General features: G+C 51.9%; 21 protein-coding genes and 1 tRNA gene. 7 read left to right on the forward strand and 15 right to left on the reverse strand.

All coding sequences use genetic code 11. From position 1 onward, the window contains the following. Positions 1–2 precede the first annotated feature (2 nt). The 3 genes from RTU96_RS10370 (at position 3) to RTU96_RS10380 (ending at position 3,104) form a co-directional block, all read left to right on the forward strand. Positions 3–1,208 carry a site-specific integrase gene (locus tag RTU96_RS10370; protein ID WP_312636520.1) on the forward strand — a complete coding sequence of 402 codons (1,206 nt, stop codon included), beginning with the start codon at positions 3–5 and terminating at the stop codon, positions 1,206–1,208. Further along, the gene (locus RTU96_RS10375) at positions 1,169–2,617 is read left to right on the forward strand and encodes a site-specific integrase (RefSeq protein ID WP_312636521.1); all 1,449 of its coding nucleotides are present in this window, start codon (positions 1,169–1,171) and stop codon (positions 2,615–2,617) included. The genes RTU96_RS10370 and RTU96_RS10375 overlap by 40 nt, the downstream gene beginning before the upstream one ends. 67 nt (positions 2,618–2,684) lie before the next feature. Next, positions 2,685–3,104 (forward strand): hypothetical protein, encoded by a 420-nt coding sequence (locus tag RTU96_RS10380; RefSeq protein WP_312636523.1) that lies wholly within the window; start codon positions 2,685–2,687, stop codon positions 3,102–3,104. A 516-nt stretch (positions 3,105–3,620) separates the two neighbouring features. Here RTU96_RS10380 and RTU96_RS10385 read toward each other — a convergent pair. The 5 genes from RTU96_RS10385 to RTU96_RS10405 form a co-directional block, all read right to left on the reverse strand. Then, complete coding sequence (locus RTU96_RS10385) at positions 3,621–4,394, reverse strand: hypothetical protein (RefSeq protein ID WP_312636525.1); 774 nt, start codon at positions 4,392–4,394, stop codon at positions 3,621–3,623. Positions 4,395–4,648: 254 nt separating this feature from the next. Beyond that, positions 4,649–5,854: an amidase domain-containing protein gene (locus tag RTU96_RS10390; RefSeq protein WP_312636527.1), complete on the reverse strand. Its 1,206-nt coding sequence runs from the start codon at positions 5,852–5,854 to the stop codon at positions 4,649–4,651. A 394-nt stretch (positions 5,855–6,248) separates the two neighbouring features. Next, positions 6,249–6,743 (reverse strand): hypothetical protein, encoded by a 495-nt coding sequence (locus RTU96_RS10395; RefSeq protein WP_312636528.1) that lies wholly within the window; start codon positions 6,741–6,743, stop codon positions 6,249–6,251. Between the two features lie 300 nt (positions 6,744–7,043). Further along, entirely contained in the window at positions 7,044–8,165 is a 1,122-nt protein-coding gene (locus tag RTU96_RS10400; RefSeq protein WP_312636529.1) for a hypothetical protein, read from the reverse strand. 155 nt (positions 8,166–8,320) lie between these two features. After that, positions 8,321–9,001: a C39 family peptidase gene (locus tag RTU96_RS10405; protein WP_312636530.1), complete on the reverse strand. Its 681-nt coding sequence runs from the start codon at positions 8,999–9,001 to the stop codon at positions 8,321–8,323. Positions 9,002–9,273: 272 nt separating this feature from the next. On the opposite strand from RTU96_RS10405, the gene RTU96_RS10410 reads away from it, so the two are divergent. The 3 genes from RTU96_RS10410 to RTU96_RS10420 all read left to right on the forward strand — a co-directional run bounded on the left by RTU96_RS10410 (position 9,274) and on the right by RTU96_RS10420 (position 11,201). Beyond that, positions 9,274–9,765, forward strand: coding sequence for an RNA polymerase sigma factor (locus RTU96_RS10410; RefSeq protein ID WP_312636531.1), 492 nt, complete (start codon positions 9,274–9,276; stop codon positions 9,763–9,765). A 77-nt stretch (positions 9,766–9,842) separates the two neighbouring features. Next, positions 9,843–10,769, forward strand: coding sequence for a DUF4367 domain-containing protein (locus RTU96_RS10415; protein WP_312636532.1), 927 nt, complete (start codon positions 9,843–9,845; stop codon positions 10,767–10,769). 6 nt (positions 10,770–10,775) lie between these two features. Further along, complete coding sequence (locus tag RTU96_RS10420) at positions 10,776–11,201, forward strand: hypothetical protein (RefSeq protein WP_312636534.1); 426 nt, start codon at positions 10,776–10,778, stop codon at positions 11,199–11,201. Between the two features lie 472 nt (positions 11,202–11,673). Here the strand turns inward: RTU96_RS10420 and RTU96_RS10425 are convergent. The 3 genes from RTU96_RS10425 to RTU96_RS10435 all read right to left on the reverse strand — a co-directional run bounded on the left by RTU96_RS10425 (position 11,674) and on the right by RTU96_RS10435 (position 15,537). Then, positions 11,674–11,749, reverse strand: a tRNA-Pro gene (locus RTU96_RS10425). Between the two features lie 433 nt (positions 11,750–12,182). Beyond that, positions 12,183–12,818: a Vat family streptogramin A O-acetyltransferase gene (locus RTU96_RS10430; protein ID WP_312636535.1), complete on the reverse strand. Its 636-nt coding sequence runs from the start codon at positions 12,816–12,818 to the stop codon at positions 12,183–12,185. Between the two features lie 211 nt (positions 12,819–13,029). Continuing rightward, positions 13,030–15,537: an FAD-dependent oxidoreductase gene (locus RTU96_RS10435; protein WP_312636536.1), complete on the reverse strand. Its 2,508-nt coding sequence runs from the start codon at positions 15,535–15,537 to the stop codon at positions 13,030–13,032. Between the two features lie 217 nt (positions 15,538–15,754). On the opposite strand from RTU96_RS10435, the gene RTU96_RS10440 reads away from it, so the two are divergent. Then, positions 15,755–16,411, forward strand: coding sequence for a Crp/Fnr family transcriptional regulator (locus RTU96_RS10440; protein WP_312636537.1), 657 nt, complete (start codon positions 15,755–15,757; stop codon positions 16,409–16,411). Between the two features lie 62 nt (positions 16,412–16,473). Here RTU96_RS10440 and RTU96_RS10445 read toward each other — a convergent pair whose 3' ends face one another. From RTU96_RS10445 to RTU96_RS10475, 7 genes are all read right to left on the reverse strand, one after another. Further along, positions 16,474–16,764 carry a TipAS antibiotic-recognition domain-containing protein gene (locus RTU96_RS10445; protein WP_312636538.1) on the reverse strand — a complete coding sequence of 97 codons (291 nt, stop codon included), beginning with the start codon at positions 16,762–16,764 and terminating at the stop codon, positions 16,474–16,476. Between the two features lie 12 nt (positions 16,765–16,776). Then, the gene (locus tag RTU96_RS10450; protein ID WP_312636539.1) at positions 16,777–17,550 is read right to left on the reverse strand and encodes an ATP-binding cassette domain-containing protein; all 774 of its coding nucleotides are present in this window, start codon (positions 17,548–17,550) and stop codon (positions 16,777–16,779) included. Continuing rightward, the gene (locus RTU96_RS10455; protein ID WP_312636540.1) at positions 17,543–18,427 is read right to left on the reverse strand and encodes an ABC transporter permease subunit; all 885 of its coding nucleotides are present in this window, start codon (positions 18,425–18,427) and stop codon (positions 17,543–17,545) included. The genes RTU96_RS10450 and RTU96_RS10455 overlap by 8 nt, the downstream gene beginning before the upstream one ends. 109 nt (positions 18,428–18,536) lie before the next feature. Continuing rightward, positions 18,537–19,541 carry an ABC transporter substrate-binding protein gene (locus RTU96_RS10460; protein ID WP_312636541.1) on the reverse strand — a complete coding sequence of 335 codons (1,005 nt, stop codon included), beginning with the start codon at positions 19,539–19,541 and terminating at the stop codon, positions 18,537–18,539. A 544-nt stretch (positions 19,542–20,085) separates the two neighbouring features. Next, a complete protein-coding gene (locus RTU96_RS10465) occupies positions 20,086–20,880 on the reverse strand; it encodes an ABC transporter ATP-binding protein (protein ID WP_312636542.1) in 795 nt (264 codons plus the stop codon). Next, positions 20,873–21,847: an ABC transporter permease subunit gene (locus RTU96_RS10470; RefSeq protein WP_312636543.1), complete on the reverse strand. Its 975-nt coding sequence runs from the start codon at positions 21,845–21,847 to the stop codon at positions 20,873–20,875. Before RTU96_RS10470 ends, RTU96_RS10465 begins: the two co-directional genes overlap by 8 nt. A gap of 140 nt (positions 21,848–21,987) precedes the next feature. After that, positions 21,988–22,992, reverse strand: a complete 1,005-nt coding sequence (locus RTU96_RS10475) for an ABC transporter substrate-binding protein (RefSeq protein WP_312636544.1) — start codon at positions 22,990–22,992, stop codon at positions 21,988–21,990. Positions 22,993–23,265 lie beyond the last annotated feature (273 nt).

Genomic DNA, 23,265 nt, shown 5'->3' on the forward strand with positions numbered 1-23,265 from the left:
CTATGGCAAAACGACGCCCGGACGGCGACGGCATGGTGCGCAAGCGGGAGGATGGCCGCTGGGAGGGCCGCATCGTGGTGGGGCACAAGAAGAACGGCGACTCCATCTTCCGCCACGTCTACGCCAAGACACAGAAGGAGCTGATGGACAAGCTCCACCGCAATATCGAGGACTACCGCGACGCAGACCTGACTGAGGACAGCCGCATGACGCTGGAGGCGTGGCTGGATCAGTGGATGGCGGAGTACAAGGCGGATACCGTTCGTGCCGGTACCCTGCGCGGCTACCAAACCATCATCGAGCAGTACATCAAGCCCCAGCTGGGCGATAAGCAGATTTCTCTAATCACCAGGCAGGACGTCCAGCGGATGTACCGGTGGCTCAAAAAAGAGGGGCGCACCAACGAGCACCCCGAAAAGGGCAACCAGCTTGCCGACTCAACAGTGCGCGGCGTTCACTGTGTGCTCCATCTGGCGATGCAGGACGCGGTCCAGTCGCACATCATCGCCAAGAACCCGACCGAAGGCGCTACCATCCCCAAGCAGAGCGGCAGCGCCAAGCGGGTGCTGAATGACAGGGAACTGGACGCCTTCCTCTCCATCATTGAGGAGGATGAGGTCTGGCACAACTTCTTCTATACCGACCTGACCACCGGCCTGCGGCGGGGCGAGATCTGCGGTCTTATGTGGCGGGACTTCGATGAAAAGGCCGGCACACTGAAAGTGAGCCGCACCCTCCACAGCAAGAAGCTAGGTGTCTTCTCCCTGGGTGACACCAAAACGGGGATGGGTATGCGCACCATTGTTCTGCCCCGGAGCACGGGGGAGCTTCTGCGGCAGCGCAAGGAAAACTCTATCAGCCAGTGGATTTTTCCCAACCCCATCAAACCGGAGCTGCCCGTGTCCCCCAACTCGGCGTACAGCCGCTTGAAAGCTCTGCTGAAGCAGGCGGGGCTGCCCGACATTCGATTCCACGATCTGCGGCACACCTTCGCCACCCACGCCCTCGCCAGCGGCGTGGACGCCAAGACTCTCTCCGGTATTTTGGGCCACACCAATGCCAGCTTCACACTGGATACCTACACCCATGTGACCCCGGATATGCAAAAGACCGCCAGCGGCATTGTGGGCAGCTTTATGGAGGATATCTTCGGAAAGGAGTTGAAGCCATGGCAGCCAGAAAGCGAAAAAATGGGGAAGGCACCGTAAGACTGCGCAAGGACGGGCGCTGGGAGGGTCGTATCGTCATCGACTACGATGACAACGGCTACCCCAAGACCAAGAACGTCCTTGCCAAAACGAAAAAGGAGTGTTTGGAAAAGCTCCAGGCACTCAAAGAATCCTGTGGCGGGACAACGTCGGCAAAGGTGCGGCCCGAAATGCCCTTTGGAGATTGGCTCAACTACTGGTTTGAGCATCACTCCAAGCCGAAGCTCCGCCCCACCACGGAGGCGGGCTATGAGAGCCGCATCCGTCTGCACATCGTACCTGCGCTGGGTAAAATCCAACTGAACAATCTGACGCAGAACGACCTTCAGCAGTTCTACGCGCGGCTCAAAAAGACCGGACGGAAGCGTTTTACCGACCTGTACGGCGAAGGTCTGTCCGACCGGATGGTGCGTATGTGCCACGCTACCTGTCGCTCTGCGCTGGAAAAAGCAATGCAGGGGGGCCTGATCCGCACGAATCCCGCTATCGGCTGCAAGCTGCCGCCCAAGAAGGCGCGGGAGATGCAGGTGCTGGACCGGGATGAGCTCCAGCGGTTTCTCATCCAGGCCCAGGCGGAGGGCTACTATGAGCTGTTTCTTTTGGACTTGGCAACGGGCCTGCGGCGGGGCGAGCTAATGGCGCTCCAGTGGGACGATCTGGACTTCAAGACCGGCGTACTGAGTGTGAACAAGCAGATTTACGATGTGAAGGGGCAACTGCAACTCACCACGCCGAAAACCAAGACCTCCATCCGCAAGCTGACGCTGCCGAGCGCGGTGGTGGCGGTGCTGAAGGAGTATAGGAAAACCGTGGACTCCCGCTGGATGTTTCCCTCCCCGGTGAAAGAGGACTGCCCCATGACCCCCGGTTCGGTGCGCAAGCGGCTCCAGCTCATTCTGGAGCGTGCCGAGTGCAAGCATGTGCGTTTCCACGATCTGCGTCATACGTTCGCCACCCTGTCCCTGCAAAACGGCATGGATGTGAAAACCCTCTCCGCCATGCTGGGGCATGTGTCGGCAGCCACCACGCTGGACATCTACACCCACATCACCGACGATATGCGCCACGCAGCCGCCGCTAATATCGACCGTGGCATCGGCAAGGTAGAGGCGCAGCAGGACGATTCGGTGACTGCGCCTACCCAGGAAGAAAAGTCCAGGCTGACCGACTTCAAGCCCTATCTGGGCCGCCGACGCAAGCCGGGGACCGGCTGCATCAGCGAGATCAACGACCACCTGTTTGAGGGCAGGTACTCCCCCATGTGGCCCGACGGCAAGAAGCACGCAAGGAATGTGTATGCCCACACCCTCGAGGAATGCGAAGAAAAGCTGGGCGGATTAGTTACTAAGATGAAGGCTGAGATCACCATGTTGAAAGCAGCGAAACAATGTTCAATAACACAGCGATAACCAAGGTAATAAAGACGGCTTAGAGGCTATTCCGAATTAGGCTATCAGGTAAAAATCAGCGAGCAGGATGACAACACCAGCAAAAATTTACGACAGTCAGGAATGCGCCGCCGCCTTTGCTGAAGACCTGTCCAATACCGCAAGAAGCATTCTGATTGTCAGTCCCTACATCCAGGAAAACCGCATTACACGACTTCTACCTATTCTAGAAAACGTGGTGTCGTCCAGTGTTCGCGTTACCGTTTATACGAAAGTCCTCGAAAGCTATAATCCCGATCAGGAGCCCGGAATTGCGTCTGCAATTGCCATGCTGAAAAACGCAGGAATTTCCGTTGCTATGCAGGCAAATCTGCAACAGCACTATGCCATTATTGATGAAAGTACCGTTTGGTACGGCAATATTAATTTCTTGGCATTCGGAAGAAAGGACGCGGATACTCTGCGGTTTGAAAATGCTGAGATTGCCGGAGAGCTTTTGGAAATATAATAAGGTATACTAATGGGCCTGTTGACACTACCGGAAATATCTGCTGAATCTCTCCTATCGAATCAAATTCTGCGTTGCTGTAAATAGAGGAAAACGCCATCGAGAGCATACATGCAACCGATGGCGTTATTCTGTAAATCTCACTCACAATTGTTTGCCTTTTATCTGAGTGAGTTGCATGATGGTAATGAACCTTAAGTTAGATCCCTCGATAGCCCAGCGAGCCATCCATGAGCGCAACACAAGGAATATAGCATACTTTAAATTGATTTCAACTCAAGAGGATAATGCCGGTAACGCCACTAAAGTTTGTAGACTTCTTGATCGGGACGAACTCATTTGATGGCAATGAACAGATAGCTGGCACATCTCAGCACGAGATTAATCAAATTTAAAATTTTGCATAGTCAAGATGGAGCTGGCACCAAACGTCAGTTGCAGAAGCCTTGACAAATTTATGATTGTCTTCAATATAAGTGCTACAGTTGTAGCTACGCGATCAAATGTAGCAGCTATTTACATTTCAAAAAAGTAATTGAGATATGCCTGAAGCATCTGATCTTTGTCCAGCAGTGGAATATCCCTGGCATCTGCAGGATTGATCTGATCGCTCTGATTACGAATCAGAAAGTCTGCAAGACTTTTTAAAGAACCGCAGACCCGTTCAATGCCCTCACTGCCCTCGTCATCCTGAAGACTGTCTTTGCTGATGCATTTTCCGCTTTTATCCACAATAAAGGATTCCAAATTACTGCTGCATCCATCATGATCATAAGTAGGATGCTTTAGATCTTTGAGAGCATCTCCCAATCCATAAAAGGAAAGTCCTCGGAATGTAACAACATAAGTTGTCGTTCCATCATCATTTTCCTGACTGCCTAAAAGCGTAAGGGCAGGAAACACAAGGTCCGTGCTACCCTTGCCCAATACGTCTTCTCCTAAAACAGAATTGTTAAACTGACTCACAGCCAAGTTGTAGAGAGTGGCGTCTGTTCCGGTCAGGCCGAAGGTATCAGCCGTTGGAATTGGAAACTCAGTTGAATAGATTTTTCCGCCTACGTGAATCTTTTTAGGCGTATTTTGCTGTGCCGGAGTGCCTGACGATGCTGAATTTGACGATGCATTCGATGAAGAAGTCGGTTCCATAGATGCGCTTTGTTCTGTTATGCTTGATGATATACCAGACGAAGAATTTGTTTGACCCGCGTTGCCTCCACAACCCGCAAGAAAAAGAATACCAATGGTTAAAAGAAGAACGACACTTTTTTTGAAAAAAGTCTGATTAAGCACAATTAACAACAACCTTTCCTTTTTTATTCAGAGCTCAATTGTTTTTTACATGACAGTAAATCACTTCTGATCAAGGGCCTGCACCGATGTTATCATAATGGCTACTTCTCTTTAGAAAAGATCTATACTGCGACTCCTGCGATACTTTGTCGTAACCACATCACAATTTCAAAGTTGTTAAATCTCTGGTATAAAATGTAGTGATGGGAGATGGCAAATGCTCATCTCCCATCACTCTTTAGAATATTTAAAAATTACTGCGGAGTCCACGTGCCAGTATGAGAATCCCAAACCGGGATATAGAAATCCATAACCGTCTTGTAATAGTCGCTCATTTTTTCATTACGATGGTTACTCGTATGCGCACTATAATACGCAGTTTGTCCATCATTACTTGTGATAATGCCGACATGAGCCTGCTCAGTGAGAGATGTGGGATAATACATGATGCTCCCGGCGAAAGCGCGATTCCATGTACCGGTTCCAGCATGGAACACAATATCATTTTCGAGCATATAGTCAGTGATCCCATAGTGACCCGGTGATTTTCTGGGGCCACCAGTCAAGTTCCAACAGCTTGAATCATCATACCACACACTATCCTGTGCTACTCCACCTGCGCTATAGCACTGAGAAACAAAGTTTGCGCAGTCCGAATCATAGTGCGCATATTTGCTTCCGTCGGGCCTATGTCCAATTGGAAAGTTGCTCTCTTGTTTCGCATAATAAGCCGCATCTACACGATCTAATTCTTGTGCTCTTGACGTGCTTGACGCTCTGACCCCTCTGACCTGATTGCTGCTATTGCCAGAGATGATATTGCTTACGTCATTACGAGCATTTTCCATGGCCTCCTGCGCAGTAGGCACAAAAGAAGACAACGGCTCATCAACGTAAACTGCACGGCTAGCAGAAGAGTGAAGTTCATCGTATGTGTGAACCTTGACTTCCGCATTTTCGACTGAAAGCGTGTTCAAAAATTCATTGGAATTAATATCGGAATTGCTGGATTTCAGCAACAGCGGAACAGACACAATAAATTCTGCATTGTGAGAAAGTTCTTTTCCGATATGTTCACGCTCCAATTCTCCACGCCAAATGGTCAGATAATCGTTAGCTCTTTGAAGCTCGCTTTCATCGGTCAGGTCCTCCATTGCGGCCAAAATACCCTGAATATACGGAGCATCATCCGGGGTTTTCGCTTTGATTTGAGTGGTATAAGAAACATCGACTACATAATTTACTTCGCCTGAGGTCGCTTCAACATTTGTGATTTCTCCAGAAACGTTGGTAACGTCATAGTAATCCTCAAGAAGTTGTGTTGCAGTATTACATGCTAAATTAGTAACATTGTTCTGGGTTACATGGGGTGCATTATCGTTCTCTACTGCAAACGCCGGAACGCACAGGGACAGGCACATAACCAGCGCCAGAGCCAAACTCATCATTTTCTTTTTCATGTTATACCTCTTTTCTCATTTTGTAAAGAATCTGCCGGAATAGAGATATGCAGAATGTCTCTGCTATAATACTTACTGCATTGGTCCGCTCCTTTCGTGCCCCCTGTGGTGTGAGATTGTCGATTTCGGTTTCCCTTCGTAATAATAGTGTCTGAAAAACCGAAAAAGCGGACAAATATATTATATTTTTTTGAAATGCTTTGCTTTTCATGTGCCATTACTGGCTTTTCCGAGATTGGCAGGCCAACGGTATGTTAAACCAACGCGAGACGCATTCTGAGAAACGAATAAGGGACAGAGCCGCGGCTCTGTCCCTTATGGGGTGGGTTGGGTTTGCGTTCAGGCGCGAGAACCGCCCATATGTTCTGATTAAAATTCGTTGTATCGGCTTACTTTACCAATCCTCAAACATAAATAGCAATTCAGAGGAATCAGCACTGATTCCAACCAGACTGATTTCACCGTGGTTCCAGTTGTTTTCCTTATAGGGCTTTTGATAAATTACATAGGCCGTCAAATCGGACGGTATTCCTTTTTCAGCATAGTCGAACACTGTCAGGGATTCCGCATAAACCCCCATGGATTTTGCGTCCGTCTGCGCGGGAGAACCGGACCAAACCGCCCTCTGTGCGGCCGCTTGCTGGTACGCTTGAACGGAGTCAAGGTCTGTATGGTACTTTAGGCACAGAGAAGTGCCACCCATGTCAGAGTCATAGGCAAAATATACTTCCTCAGCGGACTTCGGAATCTCATCGGGAAAAAGAGCCAGCGCGGAAGTCCCCGGATAATTTAAGGATTGAAGAACGGAGGGATAATCCTCCAGGTCCTGTGTTGATGGATTGGCGGCATTTATGGCAGTGCGGAACAGGAGCATCAAGAATAGGCACAAAAATCATATGACTAACACGATTACCGTGCTTTTTACGGTTCTTTTCTTCACGGTATCCTCCATAGTTACTAATGTAGTTAGCAGGAACCTCTAATAAGTGCAGCATTATAATGAGCTATAACTAAAACTCATGATCATTTCCTGTGTAGAGCCGGGTTTAGGGAGACCCCTAACAAGCATTTTCACGGCCCGAGGGGCTGTAAAAATATCAAGTGTGGGTACACTTGCCCTGCATGCCCAAAACTTTTCCCATCTATTATATAAAAAAATTTGATTGTGCTTAGCTGGTCTATTAGGGCATTAAGTGAATTTAATGAACTCTAATACAACACACCGTAGGTTTTCCGGGTCTGAATTGTAATTATAGTGTAGCAAAAACTTATTTGCATCTAAACTGTAAAACAGGGCGGGTTCAACTGGAAAATCCATTTTATAAAGTATAATGTTATCATCAGTAAATTGTACATTGTAGATTTGATATTTCAAATCTGTTCCTAACGCTGCATCAATTCCATTCGATTCCAAATGAAAAAGTGCTGAGCAGTTATTTTCGGTAATCGTTTTTCCACTTAAGTCCTTCACGATAATTTTCTGTACCGAAATATCATTCTTCACATCTTCCATAGAAAAAAGAATGTATTTATCTAGCAAACAAAAATCATAAACGCGTTCAGATGTGGGAAGTTCAAACTGATATAATATCTCAGTCTGATCTCCTATTATTATTGTTCCTTTTCCTTTAATTGCAGTATAGTACGCATATCGAATACCATCGCCTTGTAGCGTTGTTCTTAAATGCTCTGTTTTACCGTCATCTTCTAAACTTACCTGATGGACGATTTTGTTTTGTAAGGAAACAATGTTTACCCCAAAATTATTTGTTGCAGACCCTTCATTAGAGTAACTATATGCAAAGGAAGCGTCACCCAATTTCGCAAGATGAGGGTCGTCGAACTCATTTGCATAGCAATTGCCCATAGTGATTTCTTGTGTTGATTCGTCATTGACTTTTATAATTTTATAGTCTGTCAGGAACCCAGGAGAAAGTATCACACACACAATACAATTTTTTTGAAATATTGCATCAGAACAATATTTATTTTGAAAGAAGTAAGTAGCATTTATGGTATTTGTTTCAAGGTCAAATATCGCTATTTTTTTTGTAATGGCATTATAGCCCTCTTCTAAAAAATTTGGATCATCTTCTTTATAATTGCTATAAACATTGATAAGCAATTTGCTTCCATTCGTATCAAGTATTTGCATCTTTTCATCTGAATCTAATTTCATAATATCATAAAGCATTCCTGGATATAAAGAATAAGCATCATCAGACATATAGCCAACTGTTGGCGCTGTAATTATGTCGTGAGCGACTTTTTGAGAATCTGATATGTTTCCACAAGCAGCTAAAGCAAACACGCAACTGCAAAAAAATATAGCAATAAAAAACCTTTTCACTTATCTACCTTTTAAAATCATAGCAGCATCTTAAATTTCTATTTAAGATGCTGCTATGATTCGCTTATACCCTTTCTATATTTTATTTACATTCAACGAATTGACAAATAAAAACTTTATGCCGCCCTTAAAAAAATTCCTGCATTGGAATTACATGCTGCTTCCAAAACGCTTATATCATAAGTATATTTACCATAATATGTAGGGTGACAGTCGCAGATAGTTGCTTCGTTGACAGAGGATGTACCAGCAAAACCACTTCTATACCCACATACGGTAATGAAATGGCCTGAAGATCGATACAAGGGCATCTGCTTTACGCTCATGATTACGGGGACACCATCGTTAATTGAATAAATAATGCTACTTGCTAAAGAAGCATTTGATGTGGACACTTTTTCGTACCGTTCACTTCTTCCTTTGCTGCTCAACAAAGAATTCAGCCCGGTACGAATCCCATCGGAACTAGTTCCATCTGTGGTTGTACCCACAATAGTACCCATTTCTGCCTGGGTATAGTTCCCAATGCCCATAGTAGTTGCAACCATGCAAGAGGTTGCTGCGCCACAATTATAACTAGTCTCCTGCCGGATTGCAGTCATAGGTAAACTGCCTTGATCAATCATTCGCCGTGTTAAGCGATTTTCCATGTAATTCTGAATTTTTTGATTGGTAACATCAATGTTCTGTAACTCTTGGCTAGTAAAGTCAGTAGATTCAAGGGTAGCCATCGCCGGAACGCACAGGGACAGGCACATCACCACTGCCAGAGCCAAACTCATCATTTTCTTTTTCATGTTATACCTCTTTTCTCATTTTGTAAAGAATCCACCGGAATAGAGATATGCAAAATGTCTTTGCTATAATACTTACTGCATTGGTCCGCTCCCTTCGTACCCCCGGTGGCATGGGATCGTCAGTTTCGGTTTCCCTTCGTAATAATAGTGTCTGGAAAACCGAAAAAGCGGACAAAAATTTTAAAATATATTATTTTTTTACAACGCGCACTCTCATATGTTATACTGAATGTGGAAATAATTGAGAATTTTGCGGATGGGAGGCAATCCCTGTGGATGTCAATCAAAAGAGAATGCTTGTTGAGCAATGGTATCGGCAATACTCAAAACTGCTGTTTCATGCCGCCTGTCTGTTGGACACTCCTGACGCGGCTGAGGAAATCGTGCAGGAGACATTCCGCATTGTGATGGAAACGGACGATCTAGAGCAAGTGGAATATCCAAAAACATGGCTGCGGAAAATCATCTATAACGTTGTACGGAATCGGCAGCGAATCCAGAAACGGTTTGCAAGTGTGCCGATTGATGACGAGGGAATACCTATTGAGGAATTGGGGAGCCACGAGGATGAGCCGGACGTTGAGCTTGAATATGGGGGTATCGTGTCCGCAGAAGACTTACACTTGCTCCGGCTCTCTTTGGTAGATCAACATACATACTCTGAAATTGCGGAGGAGTTGGGCGTTTCCGCGGAGGCTTGTAGAAAACGAGTAGACCGGGTAAAGAAAGAATTACGTAAAAAGCTGGAGAAAGACAGAAGTTAAAACTGCTGAAAAAAATTTTTAACTTTTTGTCCGCTTTCTTGATTTTTAAAACACTATTATAGCAAGGAGGTTTCAAAATGCCTGACCTTGGAGATATGAACAGCGGTTCCTATCAATTTCTCGAACGCATGAGTACCGAGAAGTTGAAAAACATTGTCCGTGCCGATTTTGAATCCGGGGATTCCGACGACGCGGCCAATGACGAATTTATCACCCGCGTGATGGAGGTGATTGCACAGCGGGAAGAGGAAGATCCCTCCGCGCCCCATTTTGATGTGGACGCGGGATGGAAAGACTTCCAAAAAAATTATTGTCCCACGAGGGAAGAATCGATCCACGTAAATAGCAATATTCAGCAAAACGAACTTGTCCACAAAAACAAAAACGAGGAACAGGCTGATTTGAAAGCTCCCCAGCCTAAACGGGCGGGTCATAGATTCCTGCGGATCATTACCATCGCTGCCGCTGTTGTATGTCTGTGCGCGGTGGCTGCAAACGCATTTGAAATTAATATCTTTAAGATGTTTGCGCAATGGACGCAGGATATTTTCCAATTCCATACCGAAGAAGTTTCGTCGCAGGGAGCGGAGTTTACCTCCGGCACCGAGCTGGATACAAGCCAGACGTTGGAAGACGCATTGACGGAAGCGGGCATCACACGGCCCGCTTCGCCAAAGTGGATTCCGGAAGGTTTTGCTTTTTCCGGCGTGAAGTCCTATTTAGACATTGGGGAACCAATGTATACCGCGCTTTATGAAGATGAAACAACAGACCGCACTGTTATTGTATCGGTGATCGTACATGAACATCCCCAAGCTGCAATACAAGAAAAAGGCAGCAGCCAAGTTACCGTGTATCAATCTGGTGGCGTAGATCATTACATTATGCAGAATGAAGACGCTCTGGTTGCTACATGGTTCGTAGATAATCTTGAATGTAGCATTACGGGGAAAATAGCAGAGTCGGAAATGGAGACTATGATCAATTCTATTTATGAGGAGTAAATTGAATTGAAAAAGATTTTTTCAAGGGGAATGTCCCTGCTTTTGATTTTGACTTTCTTGTTTAGTCTCTGTGTCCCTGCTATGGCAAAAGATATGTCAGTTCAATCCAGCCAGTACCTCAGCAAATATGACGGAGTCATTACAACAGAGGGCGGCGGGGTAATAAAGATTTCTTTTCTCGTGATTGGCACAAGTATCCTTGATAAAATTGGTGCAAGTCAAATTGTTGTGGAAGAGCAAAGCGGAAGTTATTGGATTCCCGTAAAGACTTACAACAATACGAAGAATCCCGAGCTTTCTACTACGAACGATTATTCTTATGCCAACTATGTCCTGTACAACGGAGAAGCTGGCGCTGTCTATCGCGCTGAAATCACAGTGTTTGGGAATACAGATTCCCGTACATTTATAACAGCATCTCAGAAAGCCTAACTATCTAAGATCAAGGCGCTCAGGCTGTTTGGCCTGAGCGCCTTTCTTTTCAAGTACGTTTCCTCCGTAATACCAATCGCAAGAGGACCTCCACAGTCTAGATTTTCATAAAATTCTAAACGTTTGGAGGCTCTTATGACAATTATAAACTTGCGGGACTATTACATAGAAGATCAGACTATCGAGGTTTCAGATGAAGTGGCCGAAGTTCTGCATTCGGACAAACTGTATGATCGAAGCATATGAAGGTGAACACTCAATGGACAAGGCAGTATCATAAAAGCTTGTGGCTGATTTGTTGATCGTTAGTCGATATGGCGCGATATTACCAGTTGAATACGCAAATTCTGTGCCGCAATAAACAAAGAAAAAGCCGGTTTAGAGGGCTCTCAAAACCGACGGTGGGCGCAGATGCAAATCCAAACTTTTTCAAGAAAAAAGTCCGCTGAAATTTTTAATTTCAGCGGACTTTTGGTCCGAGTAGTGCGACTCGAACGCACGGTCTCCTGGTCCCAAACCAGGCGCGATACCAGCTTCGCTATACCCGGATATTTGCTTCTGGGGGTTCCTAGATTTTTGCTATCTGTGGTCATTGCTGTGGTCAAATGCAATTTCGAGATGCTTTTCACTCGGTGGAAGAAGCCCTCTAGTCCCTGTGTTCCAAGGGCTTTCGGTGTTTTGGTGTTATCCGCCTCGGATACCGGCACGGCACTCCCAAACCAGGCGCGCTACCAACTGCGCTACACCCCGATATTCAGTTCTGCTTACGTTTCGCACCAGTTCCCAAAACCATCCGCGATGTAGGCACGCCTGCCCAAATCTTGCCTTCACCTATTATACACCACTGGCGCGATGCAGCCGTTATAACATATATAATCGCTGCCGCGTTGCTATTATACCAGCAACGCGGGCGAAGTTCAAGAAAAATTACACGTAGGCGCTCCGCCGCCCTATGTACATATTTGAGTCCGAGACCGTCTCTCAGACAATCTCTTTAATTTTGTCCAAATCCGCGCTGCACAGCGCTTCCAGATTGTCAAAAATTTTTTGGGGCGCCCAGTCCCACCATTTTAGACGCAGCAAATAGTCTATTAGCTCGTCTTCAAACCGCTTGCGCAGAATTTTGCAGGGATTCCCCCCGGCAACGACGTAGGGCGGAACATTCCTTGTGACCACGGAGTTTGCCGCAATAATTGCCCCGTCTCCGATGTGCACGCCCGGCATCACGGTGACATTCTGCCCAATCCACACGTCGTTTCCCACCACGGTATCTCCCTTGAATGGCAGGTCTTCCAGCGCCGGGGTCGCTTTCTCCCAGCCGCCGCCCATGATGTTGAAGGGATACGTGGTAACGCTGCACATACGATGATTCGCGCCATTCATTACAAACTCGATGCCCTTGGCAATGGCGCAGAATTTTCCAATAATCAACTTATCGCCTAAAAACTCATAGTGGTGGGTAACGTGACTCTCAAACTGCTCCGGGCCGGTGCTGTCGTCATAATAGGTGTACTCCCCCACCAAAATATTGGGTCGGGTCACCACATTTTTTATAAAGCACACGCTTTTGATAGCCTCGTTGGGGCAAATTGCGTTGGGATTTGGCCCGTATTGCATTTCAAACCACCACTTTCATTCATCTCTCCGACTTCGGTGCTGCGTTCCAATCTACCACACAGCCAATAATGCCCACCCTTTTCCTGTATGTGTTTGGCTCCCTTATGATAACACATTTACGCGCAAAGGTAAAGGCATGGCTTTCCTTTCAGAACGCCATGCCTTTTTCCCCTTCATGGAATGACCGTTTTCCTATCCCGGACGGCGTTCCTTAAATGAACAGGTTCACATTGGACTCCTCCGCGTCGCCAAGGTAAGCGCCCACGCCGCCCAGTTCCACGCCCTCGATCAGCTCTTCTTCTTTGATACCCATGACATCCATGCTCATGGTGCAGGCCACAATTTTCACGCCCTGCTTCATGGCCTTTTGAATCAAAGCCTCCAGAGAGTCTACATTTTTGTCGTTCATGATTTTCTTCATCATGGCAGTTCCCATCCCCGCCATATTCATCCGGGAGATTTTCAGCTTCTCGCTGCCCCGGGGCAGCATTCCGCCAAACATGGATTCCATAAAGGTCTTCTTTATCGGCTGCTTTTCCGCCTTACGCAGGGCCGTCAGCCCCCAGAAGGTGAAGAACATGGTCACAGGACGTCCCATGGCCGCCGCGCCGTTGGCAATGATAAAACTGGCCAGCACTTTATCCAAATCGCCGGAAAAAACGATAATGGTCTTTCCCTGCGGCGTGTCGATCACCTGCGTCTCCGCGCCGACAGGAACGCCCGCCGTGCTTGCCGGAGCAGTTGCCGTCGGCTCCGCCATGCCCTTGCGCACCAGCGCCACATAATCCGTCCCCCGCCGCTCGCTGACCATCAGCGTGTTTCCCGTGCGGCGGCACCATGCACCGATGTCCTTTACAAAGCCGGGGTCGGAGGCGGTGACCTCCAGGGTCTCCCCCTCCCTCATCTCTTTCATTGTTTCAAATACCTTCATGATGGGGCCGGGGCATTGCAGACCGTTGCAGTCCAGCCGGATTGTCTCTTTGGGGACGACGGGTGCGGCGCTTTCCGCCGCCTGCCCGTTGTCCGAAACCGACGGGGCCGACTGAGCAGTCTCCCCAAACTGCCGATAATGGGTAGACTGGTAGAACCGTGTCCCGGCGGGATACAGCAGGATATTGGTAAAGCCCTTTTGCATCAGGACGCGGGACGCGTTATAGGAGCGCACACCAATGGCGCAGAACACCAAAACGGGCTTCGTGCGGTCCACCTCGTCCAGCCGGTCCCGCAACTCTCCAAGGGGGATGTGAAGGGCGCTTTCCAGCGGAAATGCCATCCGCTCCGCGTCCTCCCGCACATCCAGCAAAACCGCATCCGGAAGCTTTTCCACCGCGTCCCAATTCGAGAAACAAATTTTCCCAGTAAGGACGTTTTCCGCTGTAAAGCCCAGCATATTTACAGGGTCTTTGGCGGAGGAATAGGGCGGAGCATAGGCAAGTTCCAGCTCCGCAAGCTCCCGAACACCGCCGCCAAGCCGCAGGGTTGCCGCGATGGTGTCAATCCGTTTATCCACGCCGTCATAGCCCACGATCTGCGCGCCGAACAGCTTCTTTCCGTCCATGGAGAACAGAAGCTTCAAAAACATTGGCACCGCGCCAGGATAATAGCCCGCGTGGGAGTTCTGGGTAATCACCGCCCGCTCATAGTCCCGGCCCGGAAGCATACCACGCTGTGTAAGCGTCTTTTCGTTGACGCCCGTAGTCCCGGCGGTCAGGTCAAAAACCTTGAAAATCGAGGTGCTCTGGGCGCCCCGGTAAACCGAGCTCCCTCCTGCGATGTTGTCCGCCGCGATGCGGCCCTGCTTGTTGGCGGGGCCTGCCAGCGGGGCCATAGCCCGCCCGCCAAACACCAGCTCGCCCACCTCCGCGATGTCGCCCACGGCGTAAATATCCGGGTCCGCCGTGCGCAGCGAATCGTCCACCACGACGCCGCCGCGCTGATTCAGCTCCAGCCCCGCCGCCTTGGCAAGCTCGTTGTTGGGGCGCACGCCGATGGACAGCACCACGAAATCCACGGTGACCTCCCGTCCGCTTTTCAGCACGATGGTCACTTGTTTCCCGTCGTCCCGGAACGAGTCCACCCCATCGCCAAGAGACAGATGCACGCCGTTTGCCTCGATGTTTTCATGCAAAACCTGCGCCATCTCGTAGTCCATGGGAGCCATCACCTGATCCAGCATTTCCACAATCGTGGTGTCCAGACCAGAATGGTGGAGGTTTTCCGCCACCTCCAGTCCGATAAATCCGCCGCCGATGACCGCAGCCGAGCGTGCGCCGCTCTCCCGGGCCATGGCACGCAGCCGGTCTGTGTCCGGCACGGTCCACAGGGTACGGATACGGGGCGAATCAATGCCGGGAATGGGTGGGCGGATGGGAGAGGAGCCGGTGGCCAGCACCAGATAGTCGTAAGGTTCCTGATAAACCTCGCCCGTGGCAAGGTTTTTAATTTCTACGGTCTTTTTCTTCCGGTCAATGGAAAGAGCCTCGTTCTGCGTGCGCACATCCACCCGAAACCGCTGGCGCATTACCTCCGGCTTTTGCACCAGCAGCGCGTCCCGGGAGCGAATCACATCTCCCACATAATAAGGCAGCCCGCAGTTGGCGTAGGATATGTATTCCCCCCGCTCCAGCAGAATAATTTCCGCCTCCTCGTCCAGTCGGCGCAGCCGCGCAGCGCAGCTTGCTCCTCCGGCGACGCCGCCGATAATCACGACCTTTGACATAGCTTCTCCTCCTTGTCGTGCAACCCTCTTTGGGCGCACGTCTATTTTTTAACAGTATATGCCCGCTGAAGCGGTTCTTCTGTGACGTTGTCACCGTCAGCGGCGGATTCCTGTCCGGTTAAAAAATTGACAGGCGAAAAATAACGGGTATAATCATAGTAGTATATAAACAGGCGGTGCTTTTTCAAAAAGCCGCCGTGACGGGAGGCGTTGGCGCATGGAGCTGGGGGAATATTTTCCGGTTTGGAAGGAGCTGACCGAGGGAGAGCGGGCGCTGCTGGCGGGCGCGGCGGTGCGGCGCTTTGCGCCCAAGGGGACGCTTCTGCACGCCGGTGCCGCGGACTGTGTGGGCCTGATGATCGTGCGCTCCGGGCAGCTTCGGGCGTTCATTCTATCCGACGAGGGGAAGGAAATCACCATTTACCGCCTGTTCGAGCGGGATATGTGCCTGTTTTCCGCCTCCTGCATCATGAAAAACATTCAGTTTGACATTGCCGTGGAGGCTGAGAAGGACGCGGAGCTGTGGGTGATTCCCTCGGACGTATATAAGCGGCTTTCCGACGGCTCCCTTGCTGTGGCAAATTACACCAATCAGTTGATGGCCGCGCGGTTTTCCGAGGTAATGTGGCTGGTGGAGCAGATTATGTGGAAGAGCTTTGACAAGCGCCTTGCGGAATTTCTGCTGGCGGAAAGCACGCTGGACGGCGGCGACGTGCTGCGCATCACCCACGACAAAATTGCCGCGCATCTGGGCACAGCCCGGGAGGTGGTCACCCGAATGCTGCGCTATTTCCAGTCGGAGGGCATGGTGTCCCTCTCCCGGGGGGCTGTGGAGTTGACTGACCGTGAGAGACTTCAGGCGCTGGCGGACTGAACCATCAAAAAATTCCGCGGCCGGGGGAAACGTTTCCCCGGCCGCGGAATTTTTGACGGCGTTTACTCGCCCAGATATTTCATAATTGCCTCACCCATATAGTGGGCGGTGCCGGTTCCATAGCTGTCCAGCGTCTCTGCAAAACGGTCGTCCGCGCCGTATAGCCGCCCCATGTTCTGGAGCTTTTCCCGGTCGCAGCCGCCATGGTACGTGGCCATGTGCGTCTGCCATTTCTCCACCAGCGCCTGTGCCTCCGGGCAGCCGGGGTCATTTTCCGGGGCCAGCTTCGCAAACGCCTGCGCCAGCCGGTCCGTTCCCGCCTGCTCGCCGCTGGCGCCGATATAGTCTGCCATCGCGTGTCCTCCTCAGCTTCCGCACTCGGCGGAAATTTTATTAAAAAGCGCAAGAAGCTCCTCCATGGAGGTCTGCTTCTTTTCCGCTCCCGCCCGGTCCAGCACCGCCTGTCCCCGGTCCATCATCAACAGCCGGTCGCCGTATTCCACGGCATAGCGCAGGTTGTGGGTCACCATCATGGCGGTAAGCCGCTTCTCCCGCACGATTTTGTCCGTGAGAAGCATAATCACCTCGGCGGTTTTGGGGTCCAGCGCCGCCGTGTGCTCATCCAGAATCAAAAAACGCAGGGGCGTCATGGTGGCCATCAGCAGCGCCACCGCCTGTCGCTGTCCTCCGGAGAGGGACCCCATTTTTACGTTCAGCTTATCCTCCAGCCCCAATCCCAAACCCTCCAGTTCGGCGCGGTACGAGTCAATACGTTTTTTGTTCACGCCCCGGCCAAAGCCGAAGGACTTCCCCTTGTTGTCCGCAAGAGACAGGTTTTCCAGCATGGTCAGATTGGGGCAGGTCCCCATGGACGGGTTCTGGTACACCCGGCCCATGGTGGCATAGCGCTGAAAGTCCTTCTTTCTAAGGATGCTCTCGCCCGCCACCAGCACGTCTCCACTCTCCACGGCAATGGACCCGCAGATAATATTCAGCAAAGACGTTTTGCCGGAGCCATTGCTGCCCACGATGGACACAAACTGCCCGTCCTCCACGGAGAGGGAGAATTTGTTAAATAGGCATTGCTCCATCATGGAGCCGGGGTTGTAGATTTTTGTAACCTCCCGCACCTCAAGCATGGATAATCTCCTCTCCCTTCCGGCCCGAAGCCACCAGCACCAGCAAAAACAGCACAGCGGTGATCAGCTTCATCATATTGGGGGGCAGGCCCAGGCTCAGTGCCATAGCAATACACAGCTTATAGAGGACGCTGCCCACAATGACGGCGGTGGTCCCCTTCACAAAACTGAAGCGGCGGAACAGGGCCACGCCGATAATCACCGAGGCAAGGCCGAACACCACCTGCCCGGTGCCCATGGTTGCAGAGAAACTGCGGGTTTCGTGGCACACCAGCGCGCCGCCCAGAGCAACCAAAGCATTTGACAGCACCAAACCCTGAAGCTTTACATTGCCCCGGTCCTTGGCAAGGGAGGTGACAAGCGCCGCATTGTCCCCCACCGCCCGGAGAAGTAATCCCGCTTTGGTGGTAAAAAACGCATCCATCAGCAGCTTTACGGCAAGAACGACCACAAGCGCCACAATCAGCTTGCGGTACGTCAGGCTCAGGCCCCCCAGTAACGCCATGGTGGGTCCTGCGGTAAAAATGGTGTCCACGCTCCGCTCCACCGTCAGGTTGGAGCCTGCAATCTGCAAGTTGATGGAAAACAGGGCCGTCATGGTGATGATGCCCGCCAAAAGATCGCGGACATGCAGCTTCACATGGATGAAGCCGGTAAACAGCCCCGCCAGCGCCCCCACTCCAAGCGCCGCCAGCAGCGTCAGGTATGGGTTAACGCCCCGGGTCAGCAGCACGGCGGTGACTGCCGCGCCCAGAGGAAAGCTGCCGTCCACGCTCAGATCAGGGAAGTCCAGAATGGAATAGGTGATGTACACGCCAAATGAAATCAGCGCATAAATCAACCCTTGTATCAGGGTGCCCACAATCAGGTCTGTCATGCACGGCCCCTCCTTTTCAAGCATTTTTTATGTAGGAGATAAAACGCGCCGCGCGGTACTCCGCCGCTTTCGCGGCAGAGTACCGGCGCGGAGCTTTGCGACTTTAAAATCAGGCCGCCGCGTCAACCTCCACCGCGCTTTGGGCGATGTCGGCGGGGAGAGTGATTCCCATGCCGTCCAGCGCGTCGGAATTGACATAGTTGCTATAAGATGCAATGGTTTCAAAGGGGATGTCGGCGCAGGCCGCCTCGCCCCGGATCACCTTGGCGGCCATGGCACCGGTCTGGCGGCCCAACTGCACATAGTCGATTCCGGCAGCGGCAACACAGCCCAGCTTCACCTGCTCAATTTCAGAGCCGTACACGGGCACGCCCGCCTCGTTGGTCTTTTCCAGAATCGCGGCCAGCACGCCCACCACGTTGTTGTCGGTGAGGTTGGAGAAGCAGTCTACCTTGCGGGAAAGCAGCGTGTCCGCGGCCTGCGGCACCTCCGCCTGGGCAGTGACGCCCACGGCGTCGATGGTAAACCCGTAGTCCCCAGCCTTGGCCTCATACTCGGCAACGGCGGACACGGAGTTTGGCTCGCTGGTGGTATACAGAATGCCGATGGTCTTGGCATCCGGCTGTAAGGCCCGGATGAGCTGAAGCTGTTCGCTCACCGGCAGCAGGTCGGACGTGCCGGTGACGTTGCCGGAGGCAAGACCCGCGGCGGCGGGGTCGGTAACCGCCACGAAAATCACGGGGATATCCTTCTCCTCGGCGGCGGCGTAGCAGGCCATTGCGGAGGGCGTGGCCACACCCACCATCATATCCACGTTGTCGGCGGAAAACTTTCCGGCAATCTGTGTGTTCACGTTGTCGTCAAATCCGCCGTTTTGATAGTCCACAGTGTAGTCCACGTTCTCTACAAGACCCGCCTCGGTCAGGCCCTCAAAGAAGCCCTCCCGGCAGTTGTCCAGCGAGCCGTGCTGCCCATATTGCAGCAGGCCGATTTTAAAAGGCTCCTTGGCGGGAGTAGAAGACCCGGCTGCGGAAGAAGAAGCGCCGCGGTTGCCGCAGGCGGCAAGGCTCAGGGTCATGGCGGCGGCGAGGGCAAAAGTCAAAAACTTTTTCATCGTTAAAATCTCCAATCTATTTTATAAAAATTCAAGGCTTGTGCGGGGGCTTTGTCGGGACGGCTTTTAAACTGCGCCATCGGCGCCATCGTTTTTCACGCATACGGTTCCCTCCCTCAAACTATAACAAAAAAAGCCCTGCCCCAATCTTTATTGGGACAAGACTTTCATCCTGCGGTACCACCCAAGTTGACGCAAAGCGCCCGCTCGTTTCACGTACTTGACATACGCGCCGTGTGGATAACGGGTACGGTTCCCGTCGGTCGCTACTCGCTTCTCGCTTTCGCTCCGCCCTCGGCAGTCCATTCGGCTGGGGTTCCCTGCCGCGATCTCACCATCCGCGACTCTCTTAAAGGGCTAGCCCTCTGGCTTACTTCTCTGCCTCACAGGTTTTTGATTGATTGTTTTGCATTATATGCGGGTCTTCTTGGTTTGTCAACCGTCAATTTTTACAAAGCCGGGACCGGCCCAGCCTCACACCTCATAAAAAGCGGCTTTCCGCTTTTTCCCGGGCGGGGCAAGCCCGCCCGGGAGATTCGCCGCGTCAGGAGAGCAACACCTGATCCGACTCCTCTTGCACCCCGGCAACCTCCGCAAATTTTTGCAGAAGGTCCGCCTTGGTGAGCTTTTTCTTTTCCTCGCCAGAGATATCCAGAATAATGCGGCCCGCATTCATCATGATGAGCCGGTTGCCATGGCGGATGGCATCCTGCATGTTGTGAGTAATCATCAGGGCCGTCAGTCCGTTTTCCTGCACGATGCGATCGGACAGCTCCAGCACCTTTGCCGCCGTGGCGGGGTCCAGCGCCGCCGTGTGCTCATCCAGCAGCAACAGCTTCGGCTTTTGCAGCGCGGCCATCAGCAGCGTCAATGCCTGACGCTGTCCGCCGGACAGAAGACTTGCCTTCACGGTCATCCGGTCTTCCAGACCAAGGCCCAGAATTTCCAGCCGTTCCCGGTAAAAGGTCCGCTCCTTTTTCGTCACGCCCCACCTAAGGCCCCGCTTCTGTCCCCGGCGATAGGCAAGGGCCAGATTTTCTTCAATCTGCATATTGGGGGCCGTCCCCATCATGGGGTCCTGAAACACCCTCCCGATAAAGGGCGCGCGGCGGAATTCCGGCAGGCCGGTCACGTCCGTCCCGTCGATAAGGATGCTCCCCTGATCCACGGGCCACACGCCTGCCACCGCGTTGAGCATGGTGGACTTTCCCGCGCCGTTGCCGCCGATGACGGTGACAAAATCCCCCTCGCCAAGGTGCAGATCAAGACCCTGAAGGGCCCTTTTTTCGTTGATGGTGCCGGGGTTAAAGGTCTTGCAGATATGGTTGATGTCAAGCATGCTTGCTCTCCTCCTTCCCGGCGGCTCTGCCCCGCCGGCCTGCCAGCTTGAAAGAGCTTTTGGCTTGCGCCTGCAAATAGGGCACAGCCAAAAACACCGCCACGATAATGGCCGTGAACAGCTTCAAGTCGTTGGAATTCAGCTTCAGCCACAAAATCAGAGTCATCACCGCATAGTACAGAACGCCGCCCGCGATGATAAAGCCCAACCGCACCCCGAAATTTGTCCCCTTGCGAAAAATTGCGGCACACACCACCTCGCCGATAATCACGGCGGCAAGGCCAATGACAATGGCGCCCCGGCCCATGTTCACGTCCGCAAAACCCTGATATTGGGTCATCAGTCCCCCGGCCAGCGCCACCAGCCCATTGGACAGGCCAAGGCCCAGCACCTTCATGGAGTCGATATTGATGCCAAGCGCGCGGCTCATGGCGGGATTGGAGCCGGTAGCACGGACGGCGCTGCCCTGCTCCGTGCCAAAGTACCAGTACAGCACCGCCACAAGCACCGCCGCGATGACCAGTCCCGTCAAAATCGCGGCGGGGACATGGCGGGAGGTGATAAAAATGGGGAATTTGTCCGGATTCACGGATTTGTTGGCCGCCATCCCCATGATGTGCAAATTGATGGAATACAAAGCGAACTGGGTCAGGATTCCCGCCAGAATTGCCGGGATGCCAAACCGCGTATGAAGCAGTCCGGTGCAAAGTCCCGCCAGCATCCCGGCGAGAATCGCAGCCAGCACCGCCGCCCAGGCGGGCCAGCCTCCCAGAATCAGCATAGCGGTCACCGCGCCGCCGGTGGTGAAGGAACCGTCCACCGTCAGATCGGCGATGTCCAGCAGACGAAAGGTGATGTACACACCCAGCGCCATCACGCCCCAGACAATCCCCTGCGCCACGCCGCCGGGCAGGCTTTTCAGCAAATTGACCGGGTCCAGCGAAGCAAAATATGCCGCGAGTTCCATGGTTTTCTCCTCTTTTCAGTCATTTTCCTCGGCAGCAGGGGAATGGGGCGTCGACACCCCATTCCTCCGCTGTCGATTCCCCGCCCGGAGGCAAAGGCCCTTGCGCCCGGGCGGGGAAATCGGCAGTTACAGGACTTTTTTTAGCCCTCGATGGCGGTATACCCGTCAGGGATGGTAATGCCCAGCGCCGCTGCGCGGTCCGCGTCATACTTCTTCACGGGGCTGGGATAGTACTCAATAGGCATGGCGGAGATATCGCTCTCACCGGTGAGAATTTTCACGGCCATCTCACCGGTGGTGCGGCCCAGCTCATAGTAGTCAATGGAGAGTGTGGCGATGCCGCAGCCCTTACAGATGCCCTCCTCGCCAGCGATGATGGGCACGCCCGCGGGCTGGGCCACGTTGTTGATGGCCTCGGTGCAGCTTGCGGCGGTGTTGTCGGTGGGGATGTAAAGAACGTCGCTTTCGTTGCAGGCGGTGGTGGTAACGGCGGCCACGTCGTTGGAGTCTGCAAAGGTATAGGTGTTCACGGTGAGGCCCGCCTTCTCAAGCTCGGTCTTCACCACCTCGGCCTGATAAACAGAGTTGGGCTCGCCGGAGCAGTAGAGAATGCCAACTGTCTTAGCACCCGGCACCAGCTCGGTGACCATGGCGGCCTGCTGATCCAGCGGAGGCAAGTCGGAGGTGCCGGAGATGTTACCGCCCACGGTGCCGTTAAAATTGTCGATGCTCAGGGCCACGCCGTACTCAGTGACGGAGGTGCCCAGAATGGGAATCTCGCTGGTGGCGGAAGCCGCCGCCTGAAGGGCGGGGGTTGCGTTTGCCATAATCAGGTCCACGTTGGAGGAAACCATCTGGGTAGCCATGGTGGAACAAGTGGCGGAGTCGTTGGCCGCGTTCTGCACGTTAATCGTTACCTGATCGCCCAGCTTCTCCTTTAAAACATCCTGAAAGCCCTGCGTGGCGGCGTCCAGCGCGGGGTGCTGCACCAACTGAATCACGCCCACCTGATAGACTTTTTCGCCGCTGGAAGCGGCAGCCGAGCCGGGTTCGGAGCCGGACGCGGCGGGAGCGGTCTGTCCGCAGGCGGCAAGGCCCAGCGCCATGGCGCAGGCCAGAGCAAGGGAGAACAGCTTCTTTTTCATGCGAAATACTTCCTTTCATCTCAAAAACAAATCGTTTTGAAGTCCAAGTCAGACCTCAAAGCTATAAAAAACGGCCCCGTCCAAAGGACGGAGCCGCCTTCCATACGAAAAAGCAAAACTCGGTCTTTCAGTCGGTTTCCCACTTTAAAGCAGTGCAATAACGGCCCGCAAAGCGGACCTTGGTAAAGTAGCGGAAGGAGACGCAGGCAATCAGATTTCTGTTCATGGGATAGCGCTCCTTTCTGCCGTCTATCGGCCCGACATTTCGAATTT

The sequence above is a fragment of the Oscillibacter sp. genome (assembly GCF_032018205.1).
Lineage (GTDB): Bacteria > Bacillota > Clostridia > Oscillospirales > Oscillospiraceae > Oscillibacter.